This is a genomic window from Arthrobacter sp. TmtSoilC51 (assembly GCF_055388015.1).
Genome location: NZ_AP035877.1, coordinates 3,310,043 through 3,327,812 on the forward strand (window position 1 = coordinate 3,310,043; position 17,770 = coordinate 3,327,812).

A 17,770-nucleotide genomic window follows, 5' to 3' on the forward strand; every position below is an offset into this window, starting at 1 on the left:
CCTGCCTGGGCGTTCCATTGATAATCCCCTGGCCTATCCCCGCACCTGGCCGGAAATGCGTTTAAACCAAGAAATCCCCCGGAACCGAAGTTCCGGGGGATTTGTTTGTGACCCCAGCGGGATTCGAACCCGCGTTACCGCCGTGAGAGGGCGGCGTACTAGGCCGCTATACGATGGGGCCTTGCACTTTTTTGTCGCCGTTTCCGGCGATCAAGCTGAATGAGTATTTCATACTTTCAGCTCTCTTCCAAATCGACTAAAGCGAAGTGGAATTCCGATTTTCCGCTGCAATAGCGCGGAATTTCAGAGCTGGGATACCAGGACTCGAACCTAGAATGACGGTACCAGAAACCGTAGTGTTGCCAATTACACCATATCCCAAAGTGACTTTTGGACCGGAGTTCCTTGCCTCGGTTTCCCTTGGCTTTTCCCTCCGTGCCCCTCAGCACGAGTAATGACTCTACCGGAGTCTTGCCACCTGCACAAATCGCAAGGCCGTAACCTGCATCACATGGATATCAGGCCGCAGACGGTGCCTTGACGAGCAGTCTCGACAGGGAATCGACCTGGCGCCCGGCGAACTCTTCCACCAATTCCCCGGTCCTGTTCAGCCACACGCCAATCAGGCCTGCTGCCGTTGCGCCGTCCGCGTCAAGAAGCCGGTTGTCCCCGACATAGAGAGTCTCCGCCGGCTCCGTGCCCAGCAACCGGACGCCCTCAAGGTAGATAGCAGGGTCCGGCTTCGGCACGCCCACAGTATCCGTCCCCACGAGGATTTTGATCCTGGACAGGCCTGCTCCGTCCAACTTGGCCCGTTGGTAGTCATGAACGTTGTTGCTGACAGCGCCGTACGGAACGTCCGCGGCGTCGAGCGCGTCAAGCACGCCAGCTACGTCGTCGAAAGCGCGCACGTAGGCCGTCTGCCGCTGATGGTACTCGGCAACCCACGACTGCGACTCCTCACCGTCTCCGAGCTCCACGCCAAAATGGCCCAGCGCTGCCCGGCCCCTCAAAAGGCGCTGCTCATTGAAGGTCAGCTCACCGGCAAGGTAACGGTCATAGAAGTGCGTTGTTTCGTGCGTGAAGATGCGGCCGAACTTCACCCACCCGGCCTGGTCAAGGCCGGGCAGGAGATGCTCGCTGACATCACGCAGGGCTGTTGTCATGGCGTACTCAAGGTCCACCAAGGTGTCGTCGATGTCGAAAAGAACACCGCGGACAGTTCCGAAGGAACTTGCAATAGCCATGACCGCTGCCGCCTAGCCCCGGAACGCGCGAACGCGCGCGAGTGAGGAGTCCTTGCCCAGGATCACCATCGACTCGAACAGCGGAGGAGAAATACGCCGGCCTGAAATAGCGGTGCGTACCGGTCCAAAAGCAGCGCGGGGCTTGATACCAAGGTCCTCGACCAATGCCTGCTTGAGCGCCGTCTGAATGTTCTCAGCTGTCCAGTCCTCTATGGGCTCCAGCGCAGCGAGTGCCGCATCAAGCACTTCCTGCAGATTCTCCGGCAGCCCCTTGCGGGCGTCGTCTGCAATATCAATCGCGTCATCAGCCTTGAAGAGGAAGGCCAGCATCTCTGGAGCCTCACCCAGCAAGGTGATGCGCTCCTGAACCAACGGAGCTGCCTCGGCGAGGATCTCCTCCTGCCGGGAGGTCAGGATCTCTCCCACGAAGCCTTCAGCGCGAAGATAAGGGACGAGCCTCTGCTTGAAATCCTCCGGCTCGAGCAGGCGCACGTGGGTCCCATTGATGGCTTCAGCTTTCTTGAGGTCGAAGCGCGCCGGGTTACCCAGGACATCGTGGATGTCGAAGTTGGCCACAAGCTGCTCAACGCTGAAGATGTCCTCGTCCGCGCTCAGGGACCAGCCCAGCAGCGAAAGGTAGTTGAGGAGTCCCTCGGGGATGAAGCCACGCTCGCGGTGCAGGAACAGGCTGGATTCGGGGTCCCGCTTGGACAGCTTCTTGTTTCCCTGGCCCATCACATAAGGCAGGTGACCGAACTCCGGCATGTACTCCGCCACGCCGATGGCGTAGAGCGCGCGGTACAGCGCGATCTGTCGGGGCGTGGAACTCAGGAGGTCCTCGCCTCGGAGGATGTGGGTAATGCCCATGAGGGCGTCGTCCACCGGGTTGACCAGAGTGTAGAGAGGGGCACCGTTGGCACGGACCACGGCGAAGTCCGGAACTGAGCCGGCTTTGAACGTGATCTCGCCTCGAACGAGGTCGTTGAATGTCAGGTCCTCATCCGGCATGCGCAGGCGCAGCACGGCATCGCGGCCTTCGGCCTTGAACTGTGCAAGCTGTTCCTCGGTCATGTGGCGGTCGAAGCCGTCATAGCCCAGCTTCGGATCGCGGCCAGCTGCCCGATGGCGGGCTTCGATCTCGTCCGGCGTGGAGTAGGACTCGTAAACGTGTCCCCCGGCCTTGAGCTTGGCGATGACGTCCTGGTAGATATCTCCGCGCTGTGACTGGCGGTACGGCTCATGCGGTCCGCCTACCTCGACGCCCTCATCCCAGTCGATGCCGAGCCATTTGAGGGCATCGAGCAGCTGGTGGTAGCTCTCCTCGCTGTCGCGGGCAGAATCAGTGTCCTCGATCCGGAAGATCAGCTTGCCACCGGTGTGGCGCGCATAAGCCCAGTTGAACAGGGCAGTGCGGATCAGGCCAACGTGCGGCGTTCCCGTAGGTGACGGGCAGAAGCGGACGCGGACTGGAGTCTCGGCGTTGACGGCAGGGATGGCGCTGGGGGCAGCGTTGGACGCAGAAGCAGTAGTCATAGTGCTTCAACTTTACCGCTTGATATTGGGCCTGTAGCCCGCCGGAAAGGCTCGACGACGGGCCCCTTACCTTTCGTGCGAAAGGTCCGCGCCGTCGTCGAGCATTTTGCCCTGGTCCGGCCGCTAGCGGCGAACCACCGGGTTGGACAGGCGGCCGATGCCTTCAATCTCCACTTCGAAGCGGTCGCCCTCAGTGACCAGGCCCACGCCGGCAGGCGTCCCGGTCATGATGACATCGCCCGGAAGGAGCGTAAAGGCCTGGGAGACGATCGAGACGAGCTCACGCACGCCGCGGATCATCTGGTTGGTGCTGCCGTCCTGCCGAAGTTCACCATTGAGCCGGCCCTGAATGGAAAGGTCTTCAGGATCAAGTTCAGTTTCGATCCACGGGCCGAGCGGAGCGGAGGTGTCAAAGCCCTTGGCACGGGCCCACTGTAGGTCGGTCTTCTGGACGTCCCGGGCCGTGAGGTCGTTTCCGCAGGTGTAACCAAAAATGACGTCGTCGGCGCGTTCCTCGGGGACGTCCTTGCAAATACGGCCGATGATGACGCACAGCTCAGCCTCGAAGGAGACCTCATCGGAGAATTCCGGGAGGACGATCGGATCGTTTGGCCCGATGACGGAGGTGTTCGGCTTGAGGAAGAGCAACGGATGTTGGGGAACCTCGTTGCCGAGCTCAGCAGCATGCTCGGCAAAATTGCGCCCAACGCCGATCACTTTGCTACGCGGAATGATCGGGGCAAGGAGCCGCACATCCTCAAGCTTGTGCTTGACGTGGGTACGTTCGACGCCGTTGAAGAAGGGATCGCCGTGGATGACAGTGATTTCCTCACTGCCGGGCTCGCCTTCAACAACGCCATAAAGGGGATCAGAATCAACTACAAACCGGGCGATACGCATGGGCTCAAGCCTACCGTCCGGCGGATAGGCGTTCGCCCGCTAGCTACGAAGGTAATCCAGCTGGGCCGCAACCGAAGTCTCGGCTGCCCACCTGACGGAAGGATCGACGTCGGGATAAACCGTATCAGTCACCGCAGCAATGGGCGCGTCCTGGCCGAGCTGTTCAAGTGCAGCCCTGATCTGGTCGAGGCGCTGCTGACGATGTTCGCGGTATTCGCGGCATTTCACGTCCAGGGCTTCAAGCACCGGGCCGTGGGCAGGAAGAAGCGTTGCCGGGCCCAGGGATTCAAGCCGGTCCAGGCTGGCGAGGTAATCGCCCAATCGGCCATCGGGGTAGTCCAGCACCGTGGTGCCGCGGCCGAGGATCGTGTCACCAGTGAGGACTGACCCATTTGGGCCGTCTGCGGGGAGATGGAAGCAAAGGGAATCCGACGTGTGGCCGGGCGTTGCCACAACACGGATCTCCACGCCGCCAGCGTGCAGGGCTTCGCCGTCCACCAGAGGCTCGCCGCCGTGGCAGTACTCAACAGCAGCGGCCCGGACGGGAGCACCTGTCAGTTCATGGAACCTTGCAGACGCGGCTGTGTGATCAGCATGACGGTGCGTAATAAGCACGACGTCGACGACGCCCGCCGCTGCCAGCTCAGCCAAATGCCTCTCGTCTTCCGGGCCGGGATCCACTACGGCAACATGGCCGGAATCCGCGGCGCCGATGACGTAGGAGTTGGTGCCATCCAAGCTCATCGGGCCCGGGTTTGGTGCCAGCCGGAAGCGGGTGAGGCTGCTGCTTCGTTGCAGTGCAGGGGTGTAGCCACCGGCAGGTGAGTCGTTGGAAGTCCCCATGGATTCTGAAGTCACTGTCCCATCTTGCACCACCACCGACGCTCTCTCACATCCTGTCCACTTCCCACTGACGCCCTCTCACATCCTGTCCACTTTCCACCGACGCCCTGTCCCTGGGCATGGCAACGGCGGCCTTTCCGCTTGTCTGCCAAGTGGAAGGGCCGCCGTCGTTCGCTTATTGCTATGTCCTGGACTGGTTGTGCTCGGACTAGACCAGGCGGGTAAGCCAGCCGTGGGTGTCCTCGATGGTACCGGTCTGTATACCCAGGAGCTGCTGGCGGATGGCCATAGTGGTTTCACCGGCCTTGGCGTCCTCGGATCCGATGAATTCCGTGGCGTCCTTCAGGACACCGATCGGGGTGATGACAGCCGCCGTACCGCAAGCGAAGACTTCGGCGATCTCGCCCGAAGCAACTCCGTCGCGCCACTCGTCGAGTGTGATCTTGCGCTCGGCAACCTCCCGACCCATGTCCTTCGCAACCTGAATGACGGAAGAGCGCGTTACGCCCTCCAGGATGGTGCCGGTCAGGGCAGGAGTAACCAGGGAGCCGTCCTTCATGACGAAGAAGACGTTCATGCCACCGAGTTCTTCCACGGCGTCGTCGTTGAAGTGGTCCAGGAAAAGCACCTGCTTACAGCCGTTGGCCTCGGCTTCCTGCTGGGCAATCAAGGAAGCAGCGTAATTGCCGCCGCACTTGGCTGCACCTGTTCCGCCGCGGCCCGCGCGAGCATATTCACGGGATATCCAGATGGAAACGGGCTTCAGCTCGCCGCCGAAGTAGTTACCCGCGGGAGACGCAATGACGCGGAAGGACACTTCCCGGGCAGCCCGCACACCGAGGAATGCCTCGGTGGCGATCATGAACGGGCGCAGGTACAGCGCTTCGCCATCGCCGGAAGGAACCCATTCCTTGTCCGCCTGGACGAGTTCACGGATGGCGCCCAGGAAATATTCCTCGGGCAGTTCCGGGAGAGCCAGGCGACGGGCGGATTTGTTCAGGCGGGCGGCGTTCGCTTCCGGACGGAAGGTCCACACGGAACCGTCTGCGTGGCGGTATGCCTTAAGGCCCTCGAAGATCTCCTGGCCGTAGTGCAGCACTGCAGCCGAGGGATCCAGGGAAATAGGTCCGTAGGGCTCGATCCGGGCGTTCTGCCAACCACCATTGCCATCGGCGTCGACTTTGTAGTCAACGACGGCGGTGTGGTCGGTGAAGTAATCGCCAAAGCCTGGGTTCGCCAGGACGGCTGCACGCTCCTCAGCAGACTTCGGGGTTTCCGAAAGCTGCTGGCTGAATTCGACGCCGTGGGCAGTCTGAGTCATGTTTCCTCCACAGTCAGCTATCTGGTGGCGCGAAACGGGTCCCGGAGGATGCGGTTCAGCGGTGGACCAGGGAAGCAGGTAAATAATTCAAGACAAGCTTACGCCTGAGAAATGGGCCTAAAGTGCCGCCGCAATGGCGTCGCCAATGGCAGCTGTGCTGCGTGGCTCGCCGGTGCGGCTTTCGACGTCGGCGACCACTGCCGCCTCAATCTTGCGGGCCGCCGTGGTGTAGCCAAGGTGGTCCAGCAGGAGCACCGCGGAGAGGATGGCCGCAGTGGGATCGGCTTTCTGCTGCCCGGCGATGTCCGGTGCTGATCCGTGGACGGGTTCGAACATGGACGGTGCTGTGCGGTCCATGTTGATGTTGCCCGATGCCGCCAAGCCAATGCCGCCGGTGATGGCAGCAGCGAGGTCAGTAAGGATGTCGCCGAACAGGTTATCGGTGACGATGACATCGAAGCGGGAGGGATCGGTAACCATGAAGATGGTTGCAGCATCGATGTGCAGGTAGTCGTGCGTGACCTCTGGGAATTCCTGGGCCACGGCCTCGACTGTTCGCTTCCACAAGTGTCCGGCGAAGACCAGGACGTTGTGCTTGTGGACTAGTGTGACGTGCTTGCGCGGACGCTCGCTGGCCCGGCGGAAGGCGTCGCGGACAACCCGCTCAACACCGTGTGCAGTGTTAAGGGAGACTTCAGTGGCGACCTCGTGCGGAGTGCCGCCGCGCAAAGTGCCACCGTTGCCCACATAGGGACCCTCAGTGCCCTCACGGACCACAATGAAGTCGATGGCGCCGGGGTTGGCCAAGGGGCTGCCGATGGTTCCGTACAACCGGGACGGGCGCAGGTTGACGAAGTGGTCCAGGCTGAAGCGCAGCTTGAGGAGCATCTCGCGTTCGATGATGCCCGACGGGATCCGGGTGTCACCCGGGGCCGCACCAACGGCGCCGAAAAGGATAGCATCGCGCGTGCGGAGGTCTGCAAGGACCTCGTCAGGCAGGGTCTCGCCGGTCTCAAGCCAGTGCTGCGCACCGAGCTTGTAGTGGGTCTGCTCCAGGGTGACGCCTTCGGCGGCGACAGCCTTTTCCAGGACCTTGACGGCTTCGGCGATGACCTCGGGGCCAATGCCGTCGCCGGGGATGACAGCGAGATTGATGGACGATGCGCTCATAGGTCTATCTAGCCAACGAATCCACATGCTGGTCAAAATCGTCTCACTCTTCGAACATGGTCAGCTGGAAATCAGACCAGAGCATGACGCCCGTGACCAAACCCAGCACATAGAGTCGTACCGTGGATAGAAGGCACGCTGTATACGAATGGTTCCGAACCAACCGCTTCAAGGTAGACATGGCGGCGACATGCCTTCTCGTACTCTTGTTCGGCCCTGTCTATCTGCTGGCCGACCGCCCGCTGCTCTTCTTCATCTCGTGCGGCCTCCTGTTGCCCCTGGCGTGGCGACGGACGCGTCCTGTGGTCGCGGCCGCCGTCGTGGTTTTGGTGTGCCTGGTCCAATGGGCGATCGGCGCCGAACCCGTGGCCGGCCAGATCGCTGTTCCGCTGGTTATCTATGCCACCGCCGCCTATGGGCCGGCATGGGCGAGCCGGACGGTCCTGTTGCTTGGTTTGCTGGGCGGCGTCATGCTCACCACCCGTGAATACTCAAGCCCTGCGGAGTCCGGCATCATGGGCCTCACCATCGGCGCCCTCTACACGGTCCTTATCTGGATGCTGGTGCTGGTGAGTTGGACGCTGGGCGACCTGACGCGTGTACGTCGCCTCCAACTCCAAGCCCTTGAGGACCGGACACGGCGCCTTGAAATCGAACAACAGCAGGAGCGCCAACTGGCCGCCGCTGATGAACGCTCCCACATCGCCCGGGAAATGCACGACATCGTGGCGCACTCGTTGTCCGTCATCATCACGCAGGCCGATGGCGCCCGGTATGCCGCTGCGGCGAAGCCGGAACTGGCCACCGAAGCGCTGGCCACGATCGCCGCAACGGGCCGGGATTCCCTGGGCGAAATGCGAAGGCTGCTCGGGGTACTGCGCTCGGACGAGGACGCGCCAACAAGGCCCCAACCGAGGCTTTCCGATCTTGATGAGCTCCTGCTGGGCTTCCGCGCTGCCAGGCTGCAGGTCACTTTCGAACAAGTCGGCGCGGCGCGCCGGGCACTTCCGGCAGGGGCCGAACTCACTGTGTACCGGATCATCCAGGAAGCGCTCACCAACGTCGTGAAGCATGCCGGACCCCAGGCGGTGGCGAGTGTGGCGCTCACGTGGCAGGGCCGCGGTCTACAGCTGGACGTCGTCGACGACGGTCGGGGCGCCGCCGCTGATCCGCCCACCGCTGGCGGTGGCAACGGCCTCCGGGGCATGGGCGAACGCATCTCGCTCTACGATGGTTCATTGACCGCAGGCCCCGAACAGGGCGGCGGTTTCCGTGTGTCCGCTTTCATCCCCTATTCGGAGGCCTGAGCCATGCCTGAACTGCCCGCACCCATCCGGGTAGCACTCGTCGATGACCAGCAGCTGGTCCGCTCGGGCTTTGGCATGCTCATCAATTCGCAGGCCGACTTGCAGGTGGTGGCCGAAGCCGGCAACGGCATCGAAGCCGTCCAGGCGCTCAATGCCACCGCGGCCGATGTTGTCCTGATGGACGTTCGCATGCCCGGGATGGACGGAATTGAGGCCACCCGGAGAATCCTGGAGCAGGCAGCAGCACAGCCCGCCGGTTCCCAACGCGCCGACGTGAAGATTGTGGTCCTGACCACCTTCGACCTCGACGAATATGCCTTGGCAGCGATCCAGGCGGGCGCCAGCGGGTTCCTCTTGAAGGACGCCCCACCGGAAGAGCTCCTTGAAGCCATCCGTACCGTATACCGGGGCGACGCCGTGATCGCTCCATCCACCACGCGCAGGCTGCTGGACCATGTGGCTCCGCTGCTCAGAAACCAGACGCCTGAACAGAGTGAACACACAGCAGCGGTCGAACGCCTTACGGCCCGCGAGCGCGAGGTCTTCCAGCTAATCGCCCAGGGACAATCGAATCCGGAGATCGCCGCAGGGCTTTTCCTTTCCGAGGCGACCGTGAAGACCCACGTGGGCCACATTCTGGCCAAGCTAGGAGCGCGGGACCGCGTACAGGTAGTGGTCATCGCCTATGAGACAGGCGTCGTGGCCCCGGGGAGCTAGTTTCGCCCTACCCTGGTGGTCGCCGGGCTCAGACCACGGTATGAGCCGGGCTGGCACACAATGGGCCCTTGGCCGGATCCAAGAGCGGATCCGGGGAACATAGCGTGAAAACATGACAACTTTCACGCCTCTCCCCCACGCTTCCGGTAATGGCCGTCCCGGCGAAGCCGACCGAGGCAGACCTCATCCAGCGGTCGAAGCCTTCGCGCTGACAAAAAGTTACGGACGCGCCGATACGCGTGTCCTGGCCCTGAGGGACGTTTCGGTGGGCTTCGACGCCGGAAAATTCACCGCCATCATGGGACCTTCCGGATCGGGCAAGTCCACGCTCATGCATTGCCTTGCTGGCCTGGATACGGTGGACTCCGGACGGATCATCCTGGGCGGCACCGAGATCACCGGGCTCAAGGACCGGCAGCTCACTGCGCTTCGACGAGAGCGGATCGGCTTCGTCTTCCAAGCCTTCAACCTGGTGCCCACCCTGACAGCGGAGCAGAACATCACGCTGCCACTCGCTTTGGCGGGAACATCCGCCGACGCCGGATGGCTGGATACCGTTGTCAGCACCCTCGGGCTGAAGGACCGGCTGAAGCACCGGCCACACGAGTTGTCCGGCGGCCAGCAACAACGCGTCGCCGTGGCCCGCGCGCTGTTGACGCGCCCCGACGTCGTGTTTGGCGACGAGCCGACCGGCAACCTGGACTCCAAAGCCGGTGGCGAAGTGTTGGCGCTGCTACGCCGGAGCAGCCAGGAGATGGGCCAGACAATCATCATGGTGACGCACGACCCGGTGGCCGCAAGCTATGCCGACCGCGTGGTGCTGATGAGTGACGGTGGGCTGGTAGGCGAGATCCACGATCCCACGGCCGAATCCGTGTTGACCGCTCTCGGCAAGCTGGGGGCATAGGGCATGCTGCGTGTTGCCCTATCTCAATTGACGACGCATTTCCGACGATTTGTTGCAATCGGGCTCGCCGTGGTGCTCTCCGTCATGTTCCTCTCCGCCACCCTCATGGTGGGCGCGAGTACCAATGCATCGCTGGGTGCCAGTATCGGTGAGGGTTACCGCAACGCGGATCTTGTTGCCACACCCAGAAACGGCGAAGCGTTCACTCAAGCCGCGGTGGACGCCGCCGCGTCCTCCCCCGCCGTGGAGGACAGTTACGCCGAGCGTTCGTCCTATATGACGTTCGAGGCTGGCGGCGGTGAGCAGTACGGGCGCCTGCGAAATGCAGCACCTCCATCCTTGGAAGGCGCCGTCCTTTCCTCCGGTTCCATGCCGTCGCAACCCTTCGAAGCCGTCATCGACGTCAAGTCCGCAGAGCATCTTGGCCTCACGGTTGGCAGCACCTTGGACCTGCACGGTGGCGGCCCGGTCAAGAACGCCAAGGTGAGAGTTTCTGGCCTGATACAGACCACGAATGATCCCTTCTCCTCCTCGGCGGCCCAGCTTGTCGCTTCAGAGTCAGTCTTGAATGCAGTCCAGGACGCTGGCGTCGGATACACAGGCATGCAGTTCACCCTCAAGCCCGGCGAAGAGACTGGCGCAGCCAAGGATTACATCTCACACCGGATGGAATCTGCGGGCGCCAACGCACCTGTGCTGGAAACGACCCAGGAGAAGGTCACGTCCACGGTCGCCATGCTCAGTGCAGGTCAAGACCAACTGACCATTGTCCTGCTCGCCTTCGCTGGCGTCGCTATTCTCGTCTCCACTTTGGTGGTGGCCAACACCTTTTCCGTGCTCGTGGCACAGCGGACCCGCGAATTGGCGCTGCTGCGTTGCTTGGGAGCAGGCCGTTCGCAAATCCGCGGCTCCGTCATAATGGAGGCCCTGCTGGTTGGCTTCGCCTCATCGATTCTGGGTGTCCTGGCTGCTACGGGCCTGATGACCGGGCTGATCGCATGGGCCAAGTCCCAGCCCGGCCAGGCGTTCGCAACCTTGGCGGTACCGCCGTCGGCAATTATCGCCGGGCTCGTTGCCGGCACGCTGCTGACCGTCGTCGCAGCCCTCGTCCCCGCCAAGGCGGCTACGGCGGTCGCACCGCTGGCTGCGCTGAGGCCCGCCGACGACGCCTCAGTGGGCAACCGGCGAGGCAAAGTCCGGCTGGCCTCGGGCCTGGTTGCCCTGGTGGGCGGCGTATCACTGTTGATTTTCGGTAGCACCACCGTCTCGCTGCTGGTTGCTTTGCTCGGTGGCGCGGTTTCCTTCGTCGGGATTCTGCTCTGCTCCACCCTGTTCATTCCCACAGTGGTTGCCCTCGCCGGCCGTCTGGCCGCACCCGCAGGCGTGCCCGGCAAGCTCGCCGCCGTCAACGCGACGCGCAACCCGGCACGTACCTCGGCGACCGCTGCTGCCTTGTTGATCGGCGTAACGCTGGTTTCGCTCATGATGACCGGAGCCGCCACTTCCCGGCAAGCGTTCAATGCGACGTTGGCCGAGAACTACCCTGTGGATCTCGCTGCGATGACCGCGGTAGACGGTCCAGCAAATCCAGCAGAAGCCATCTCGCGTATCAAGACACTCGACGGGGTCAGCAATGCGGTCCTGCTACCGGCAGTTGGCACGCTCGCCGGGTCCACTCCCGACGGCGGGACCACCGTCTACTCGCTCTCGTCCGCCGATGCTGCTTCCATCCTGCGCGACAACAACCTGAAGCCGAGCCCGGGTACGGTCTACCTGCCCGAAGACTCCGCCGGTGGTCGCGCAACCATCAGGACGGCGACTGGTACTGCACTCCTCGACGCGAAGGTCCTGCGGACCCGCCACGTTCCGGCCTTCGTGGAAAGCTCAAGCATCCCAGCAGGAGCGCTGCAGGACGCACCCGCCATGGTGTGGGTCAAACTGGACGATTCCGTTTCCGGTGACCGCGTCCAAGCAATCCAGAAGGAGATGGCAGCCGCTTTGGGCGTGCATGAACGCACCGTCAGCGGCGCAGCGATCGAGCGCGTGACGTTCAACAGCATCATCGACGTGCTCCTGCTGGTGGTCACAGGCTTGCTGGGAGTTGCCGTGGTGATTGCCCTGATCGGTGTGGCGAACACTCTGTCCCTCTCCGTACTTGAGAGAACGCGGGAAAACTCCTTGCTGAGGGCACTGGGCCTGACGAAGGGCCAGCTCCGCGGCATGCTCGCCATCGAAGCGGTGCTCGTGGCCGGCGTGGCCGCAGTCCTTGGTGCGGGCATGGGCATCGTCTATGGCTGGCTCGGTGCGCAGGCCACCCTGGGCGGAGTGGCTGATGTTGTTCCTGCAGTTCCGTGGCTGCAGATCGCGGCTGTTTTCGGTGTTGCCGTGGTGGCGGGCCTGCTTGCCTCTGTGATTCCGGCCCGTCGTGCGGCGCGCCTTTCTCCGGTTGAGGGCCTGGCCACCGCCTAGACGTTCTCTCACATCATCACGCCATACGGGAAATGCTCTCTCACTTCCCTCTCCCGAGTGGGAGGAAGTGAGAGAGCATTTCTGATTAATGGCTGTTATGTGAGAGAACGTTATGCTTCGGCAGGTTCCTCGTAGCGCGGGAAGATCGGCGCCGGGGCCGGAAGTTCAGTTCCCGGGACGATCGGAGTGGCGATGGCCGAGAACTGCCTGGCCTCACCTTCCGGCTGCCCGAGCACCTCAAGGAGCTTGGCGGACGAGGAAGGCATGACCGGCTGGGCGAGGATCGACACAATACGGACAACTTCCAGGGTGACGTACAGCACCGTATTCATACGCTCGACGTCGGTCTTCCGCAGTACCCACGGCGCCTGGTCAGCGAAGTAGGCATTGGTGTCGCCCAGCACTGTCCAGATAGCTTCCAGGGCACGGCTGAACTCCTGCTTGTCAAAAGCCCCCCGGGCCGTAGCCAGCAGTTCTCCGGCCTTGGCGAGCAGCGCGTTGTCCTCCGCCGTGAAGTCTCCGGGGACGGGCACCTTACCGTCACAGTTCTTCGCGACCATGGACAGCGAACGCTGCGCCAGGTTGCCGAAGTTGTTAGCCAGGTCCGAATTCATGCGACCCACAATGGCCTCATGGTTGTAGCTGCCATCGGCGCCAAACGGGACTTCCCGGAGGAAGAAGAACCGGCACTGGTCCAGTCCGTACTGCGCTACGAAGTCCTGTGGGGCGACAACATTGCCCAGGGACTTGGACATCTTCACGCCATTGTTGGTCAGGAAGCCGTGGATCATGACGCGCTTGGGCAACTCGAGGCCGGCGCTCATGAGGAAGGCGGGCCAGTAGATCGCGTGGAAGCGCGAAATGTCCTTGCCGATGATGTGGACATCGGCCGGCCAGAATTTTTTGAAGGACTCGGACTCGACATCCGGGTATCCGGCACCGGTGAGGTAATTCGTCAAGGCATCCACCCAGACGTACATGACGTGCTTCTCATCGCCCGGGACAGGGACGCCCCAGTCGAACGTGGTGCGGCTGATGGACAGATCCTCCAGGCCGCGCTTCACGAAGCTGATGACCTCGTTAAACCGGGACTGAGGCGCACCAAACTCAGGCCGGGCCTCATAGAGCGCCAGGAGCTTCTCCTGATATGCGGACAAGCGGAAGAAGTAGCTTTCCTCTGCCGTCCAGGTCACCAGGGTGTCCGTCTCCTTGGAATAGCGGAGGCCGTCTTCCTTGACGACGGTGTCGTCTTCGACGTAGTACGCTTCGTCGCGGACCGAGTACCAGCCCTCGTACTTGGACAGGTAGATGTCACCATTGGCTTCCATCTTCTTCCAGATGGCCTGCGACGCCGCGTAGTGGTCCGGGTCCGTGGTGCGGATGAAGCGGTCATGGGAGATTCCCAGGTCCTGGCTCATCTGCTTGAATGCCGCCGAGTTGCGGTCGGCGAGCTGCTTGGCGGTAATGCCTTCCTTCTCGGCCGACTGCTGCATCTTGAGCCCGTGCTCGTCCGTTCCGGTCATGAAGAACACCTCATGGCCGTCGAGGCGCTTGAAACGCGCCATGGCATCAGTGGCGATGACCTCATAGGCGTGCCCGATGTGGGGCACGCCGTTGGGGTAGCTGATGGCGGTGGTGATGTAGAACGGGGATTTCTCTGCAGACGTCACTCTAAGAAGTTACCTTTTTTTCGGATGGAATGACTGAACCGGCCGCAAATGACGGCCGGTCCGGTCTGTGCCGGACATTCCGGCGAAGGAGCAGTCTTGTGGACTAGTTCAGTTCGGTGAGCGTATCGCTGAGCCGCACCAGTTCATGGTCGTGCGAAGCTACGAGTACAGCAATGCCATCGCTCGTCGTGTCCTTCAGGATGCCGATGATGCGGTTGGCCGCAGCACGGTCGAGGCTGGCAGTGGGTTCGTCCACCACCAGCACGCGGGTCCCCAGGATCAGGGCCCGTGCGATTGCTACGCGCTGGCGCTCACCGCCGGAAAGCTGTGCGGGACGGTGCCGCATGCGGCGTCCGAGACCCACCAGGTCAAGGAGGTCCTTGGCCATCTCCGTGCGCTGCTCCACTTCTCCATCCGGAACGGCGGGGAGCAGCACGTTCTCGAGGGCGCTCATGCCGTCGATCAAGGCGCCGCCCTGATCCACGTAGCCAATCAAGGCACGGCGCCGGTCAGCGATCTCGTCGTCGCCCATTGACGCCAGGGATTGGCCTTCCCAGAACACGGTGCCCGACGTCGGGAGGGTAAGTCCTGCGCTGACGGTCAGGATGCTGGTCTTGCCTGAGCCGCTTCGGCCGGCGATGCAGTGCATCTCGCCTGCGTGCAGTGTGAGGTTGAAGTCATCCACGACGTCGACTTCCTCCGCGCCGCCCTTGTCTCCGCCGTAGTGGATAGTGACACGGCTGAGTTCCAGCGGGGTGGCGTGGTCGGATGACTTCACGATGGTGTTGGCGCGCGTCTGCAGCGACTCGTCCGTGGATTCCGGGGTCGCCGTCAGCTCGGGTTTGAGGTTGTCAGTCATTTGACTACTTTCGTTGCAATCGGAATCCAGCAAATTACGGCCAGCAGCCCGGCCAATCCGGCCCAGAGTGCTGCGTACGGAGCAAGGAGGAGCCCCAGTCCAAGGGCACCAAGGACGCCCAAGGGAAGCGCCACAGTGCCGACAAGTGCATTTTCAAAGAAGCGGACCTGGCCAAGCATGTCCGGGTTCCAGCCCATGGCACGCAAAGTGCCCAGATACTCGCGCTTCGCGTGGAGTTCGAACCGCCCTGTGACAAGAGTGAGCAGTAGGCCCACAACCACGCCGAAGACCGCCAGGGTGACGCTTGGCAACGCAATGCTCGCAGCTGCCAGACCGCTCAAGGCACTGGCTCCGGCCGCCCGGGGAATGTCGATCAGCAGTGCGATCAAGGCCCCCACAGCGGCACCGAACACACCCACCGCGACGGCCAGGGAGACGGAGTTGAACCGGTTGGTGGTGAGCTGCCTGTTGGCGAACGTCAAAGGCGAGTCAACAGTTACAAGGCGTTCATCGTGCTGCGGTTCCTGGTCCACCACCACACGGTGACGTAGTTGCTGGGCAGCCAGCAAAGCTGCGCCCACGTAGATGATGAGCATGGTCACCGAGACGATCACGGTAGCGAGGTTCCAACTCAGCAGGCTCAAAATGACTCCTGCCGCGGCCAAAGCAGCAGCGCCGACGGCAAACTCTTCGAGCACCCAGGACCTGATGCGTTTCTGTGTCCAGCCCATGGCCCTCAGGATGCCGGCTTCGCTCCTGCGCTGGCGGATGTAGCTGACAGTCGAAGCACCCGTCAGGAGAGTAGCGCCAAGAAGTGTCAGGAAGAGCAACGTGATGTTGGTGCCCGTCAGGGAACCCGATACGGCGTCGGCGGCGTCCTGCCGCACCCAGGACTGCTGGACGGTGCCCAGCGGAGATTCCTTGCCGGCGTCGTCCTTGCTGTAGCCCGGGACGAAGATATTGGCGTCTTCACGGGCGGAACCTGCAACGACGGTCGCTTCAAGTCCGAGTTCACGGATCTGGGCGGCCAGTTTTTCAACGTCCGGCTGGGCCTGCTTCCACGTTCCAGTGGCGTTTGCGCGGACGCGGATGGCATCGATGACGTCGGCGTTGGTGTCGTAGCCGCGGGCTGCGGCCAGGCCGTAGTAATCGGTGATGGCACCGGCCGATTGGCTGACCAGGCCTGTTGCGCTGAGTGAAGGCTTCAGCACAGTGCCATCGACGTCCTTGCCCTCTGCGTCCTTGCTCAGGGTCAAGGGAGCGGGGTCATAGCCACCGAGTGGGAGCTTGTTGACGTCGCCGGCCGCAGCCTGAACGTCCGCCGGATCAAAGGTTCCGTAGACCATGGGCATGGGAGCAGCGGGCTTTTTTCCGGTTTCCAGGTCTTCCCGGTAGGAGCGCTCATCCACAGGCTTGCGCTGGGTCTGGTCCACAGCTGCACCGAAGGACGACTTTTCGGGAAGGCGGTTGACCGTCACCCAGTCCCCCGGCGTTGCCGTCTTGTCCGAAGCACCGTTGGAGGCCTCGCCGCCCTCCTTGTACTTGGGCGCGGCAGCAAAAGCGGTACTCCAGGTGGCCGGGTTGTAAAGCCCTTGGCCGAAGGAGGCAGTACTGCCAAGGAGCTGGCTGTGATCAGTGGAACCCGGCCATTCAAGGGCAAAGGGGGCCTTGGAAACAAAAGGCAGGTAGTCCTTGTCCAGGGAGCGCGTTACTGTGCCCACCTCATTGACCACTTTGCCGCTGTTGTCGATTTCCTCGATCTTGACGGAGTATTTCAAATCAAGGGACGTCCCCGAGCGAACAATCAGCGGAATGGCCTGGGAATCATTGGTCAGCAATCCGTCACGCTTTGCCTGCTGGTACTGCGTCATCAAAGGAGCCCAGTACTTCAGCTTCACGCCGAGGAAATCTGGGCCTTCTTCAAGCTGGTCCATGCTGAGGCCGCTGGTGAAAAGGCTTTCGAAATGCCGGCCAATAGCGCCCGCATTGCGGGCGTCCGCTGGCGGAGCCTTCTGCAAGGGTGCAAGGAAGTCACCTGCAGAGCCCAGGAGGGCACGCTCGGAGGCAGGATCGACGGCGACGACGGACTCTGTCACCTCGGGCGCCAGTGGCAGCGCAACGGAAAGATTGAAGAGGTTGTGCTCCGAGCCAAGGGCGGGAGCGGGGAACTTAATCCCGGTCTCGCCGTCCGGGCCTGCGATCCGGACATTCGTGCCCCCGGCAGCCTGTTCCTGGATCAAGCGGCCCTTGCCGAGGGTACCTTCGGCGCTGGTCTTGAACAGCGTTTGCTGGTTGACCCCGTCTGAGCTTGTGGCGGAGGCCGTCAGCCGGTACTTCTTGGGCTTGTCGGACAAGACCGATTCAGCGGCAGGCCACTTGCTGGAGTCCATGGCGGAGGGGTCCCCGGCAGTTACTCCACCGGCCAGGCCGGCGTTGTAGCCCAGATAGTCCATGGCATTGAGGCGCGGAGCCTCGAGGTTCTGCGATACCCGCGAAACCAGGCTGATGGGAGCAGCTACGGCTGTCTGTCCCATCGTCCGGATTTTCTCCAACTGCTCAAAGCTGATCCCGCCTTGGCCATTGGCGATCTCCGGCTGGATGAGGGCACCGCCGTCTCCGTCCTGTGAGGGGTCCGGCTTTGCCTGGACCAGGATGTCGTAGAGTCCCCGCGAGTTCTCATCCACAGTCCTGTTCAGAGCGGCCTGTGACTGGCTCTGGACTAGGACGGACAAGCACATAGCGACGATCAAAATGGCCGCGGTCAGCAGCAGCACACGGCTTCTGATGAACCTTTGGACGGCGTTCATTGGGCTCCCTGAGACCTTGA

At 62.4% G+C, this 17,770-nt stretch carries 13 protein-coding genes and 2 tRNA genes; 4 read left to right on the forward strand and 11 right to left on the reverse strand.

Features of this window, described 5'->3' with window-relative positions; all coding sequences use genetic code 11:
• Positions 1 to 108 precede the first annotated feature (108 nt).
• The 8 genes from ACZ5G6_RS15105 to ACZ5G6_RS15140 all read right to left on the reverse strand — a co-directional run bounded on the left by ACZ5G6_RS15105 (position 109) and on the right by ACZ5G6_RS15140 (position 7,014).
• A tRNA-Glu gene (locus tag ACZ5G6_RS15105) sits at positions 109 to 181 on the reverse strand.
• Between the two features lie 128 nt (positions 182 to 309).
• Positions 310 to 381: transfer RNA gene (locus tag ACZ5G6_RS15110), tRNA-Gln, on the reverse strand.
• 137 nt (positions 382 to 518) lie between these two features.
• Positions 519 to 1,247: an HAD family hydrolase gene (locus tag ACZ5G6_RS15115; protein ID WP_498686304.1), complete on the reverse strand. Its 729-nt coding sequence runs from the start codon at positions 1,245 to 1,247 to the stop codon at positions 519 to 521.
• 12 nt (positions 1,248 to 1,259) lie between these two features.
• Positions 1,260 to 2,780: a glutamate--tRNA ligase gene (gene gltX, locus ACZ5G6_RS15120; RefSeq protein WP_498686306.1), complete on the reverse strand. Its 1,521-nt coding sequence runs from the start codon at positions 2,778 to 2,780 to the stop codon at positions 1,260 to 1,262.
• A gap of 123 nt (positions 2,781 to 2,903) precedes the next feature.
• The gene (locus ACZ5G6_RS15125) at positions 2,904 to 3,680 is read right to left on the reverse strand and encodes a fumarylacetoacetate hydrolase family protein (RefSeq protein ID WP_498686307.1); all 777 of its coding nucleotides are present in this window, start codon (positions 3,678 to 3,680) and stop codon (positions 2,904 to 2,906) included.
• A gap of 39 nt (positions 3,681 to 3,719) precedes the next feature.
• Positions 3,720 to 4,523: an MBL fold metallo-hydrolase gene (locus tag ACZ5G6_RS15130; protein ID WP_498691898.1), complete on the reverse strand. Its 804-nt coding sequence runs from the start codon at positions 4,521 to 4,523 to the stop codon at positions 3,720 to 3,722.
• Between the two features lie 208 nt (positions 4,524 to 4,731).
• Positions 4,732 to 5,844, reverse strand: coding sequence for a branched-chain amino acid aminotransferase (locus tag ACZ5G6_RS15135; RefSeq protein WP_223933321.1), 1,113 nt, complete (start codon positions 5,842 to 5,844; stop codon positions 4,732 to 4,734).
• Positions 5,845 to 5,961: 117 nt separating this feature from the next.
• On the reverse strand, positions 5,962 to 7,014 hold the full coding sequence (locus ACZ5G6_RS15140) for a 3-isopropylmalate dehydrogenase (protein WP_498686309.1): 1,053 nt from the start codon (positions 7,012 to 7,014) through the stop codon (positions 5,962 to 5,964).
• A 122-nt stretch (positions 7,015 to 7,136) separates the two neighbouring features.
• Between ACZ5G6_RS15140 and ACZ5G6_RS15145 the strand changes: the two genes are divergently transcribed.
• The 4 genes from ACZ5G6_RS15145 to ACZ5G6_RS15160 all read left to right on the forward strand — a co-directional run bounded on the left by ACZ5G6_RS15145 (position 7,137) and on the right by ACZ5G6_RS15160 (position 12,414).
• Positions 7,137 to 8,321, forward strand: coding sequence for a sensor histidine kinase (locus tag ACZ5G6_RS15145; RefSeq protein WP_498686310.1), 1,185 nt, complete (start codon positions 7,137 to 7,139; stop codon positions 8,319 to 8,321).
• 3 nt (positions 8,322 to 8,324) lie between these two features.
• Positions 8,325 to 9,038 (forward strand): response regulator, encoded by a 714-nt coding sequence (locus ACZ5G6_RS15150; protein ID WP_223933327.1) that lies wholly within the window; start codon positions 8,325 to 8,327, stop codon positions 9,036 to 9,038.
• 112 nt (positions 9,039 to 9,150) lie between these two features.
• Positions 9,151 to 9,945, forward strand: a complete 795-nt coding sequence (locus tag ACZ5G6_RS15155) for an ABC transporter ATP-binding protein (RefSeq protein ID WP_223933329.1) — start codon at positions 9,151 to 9,153, stop codon at positions 9,943 to 9,945.
• A gap of 3 nt (positions 9,946 to 9,948) precedes the next feature.
• Positions 9,949 to 12,414 (forward strand): ABC transporter permease, encoded by a 2,466-nt coding sequence (locus ACZ5G6_RS15160; protein WP_498686316.1) that lies wholly within the window; start codon positions 9,949 to 9,951, stop codon positions 12,412 to 12,414.
• Positions 12,415 to 12,524: 110 nt separating this feature from the next.
• Here the strand turns inward: ACZ5G6_RS15160 and metG are convergent, their stop codons facing one another.
• From metG to ACZ5G6_RS15175, 3 genes are all read right to left on the reverse strand, one after another.
• Positions 12,525 to 14,084, reverse strand: a complete 1,560-nt coding sequence (gene metG / locus ACZ5G6_RS15165) for a methionine--tRNA ligase (protein WP_223933333.1) — start codon at positions 14,082 to 14,084, stop codon at positions 12,525 to 12,527.
• A 103-nt stretch (positions 14,085 to 14,187) separates the two neighbouring features.
• Entirely contained in the window at positions 14,188 to 14,943 is a 756-nt protein-coding gene (locus ACZ5G6_RS15170) for an ABC transporter ATP-binding protein (protein WP_498686319.1), read from the reverse strand.
• The gene (locus ACZ5G6_RS15175; RefSeq protein ID WP_498686321.1) at positions 14,940 to 17,750 is read right to left on the reverse strand and encodes an FtsX-like permease family protein; all 2,811 of its coding nucleotides are present in this window, start codon (positions 17,748 to 17,750) and stop codon (positions 14,940 to 14,942) included. Before ACZ5G6_RS15175 ends, ACZ5G6_RS15170 begins: the two co-directional genes overlap by 4 nt.
• Positions 17,751 to 17,770: the final 20 nt, after the last annotated feature.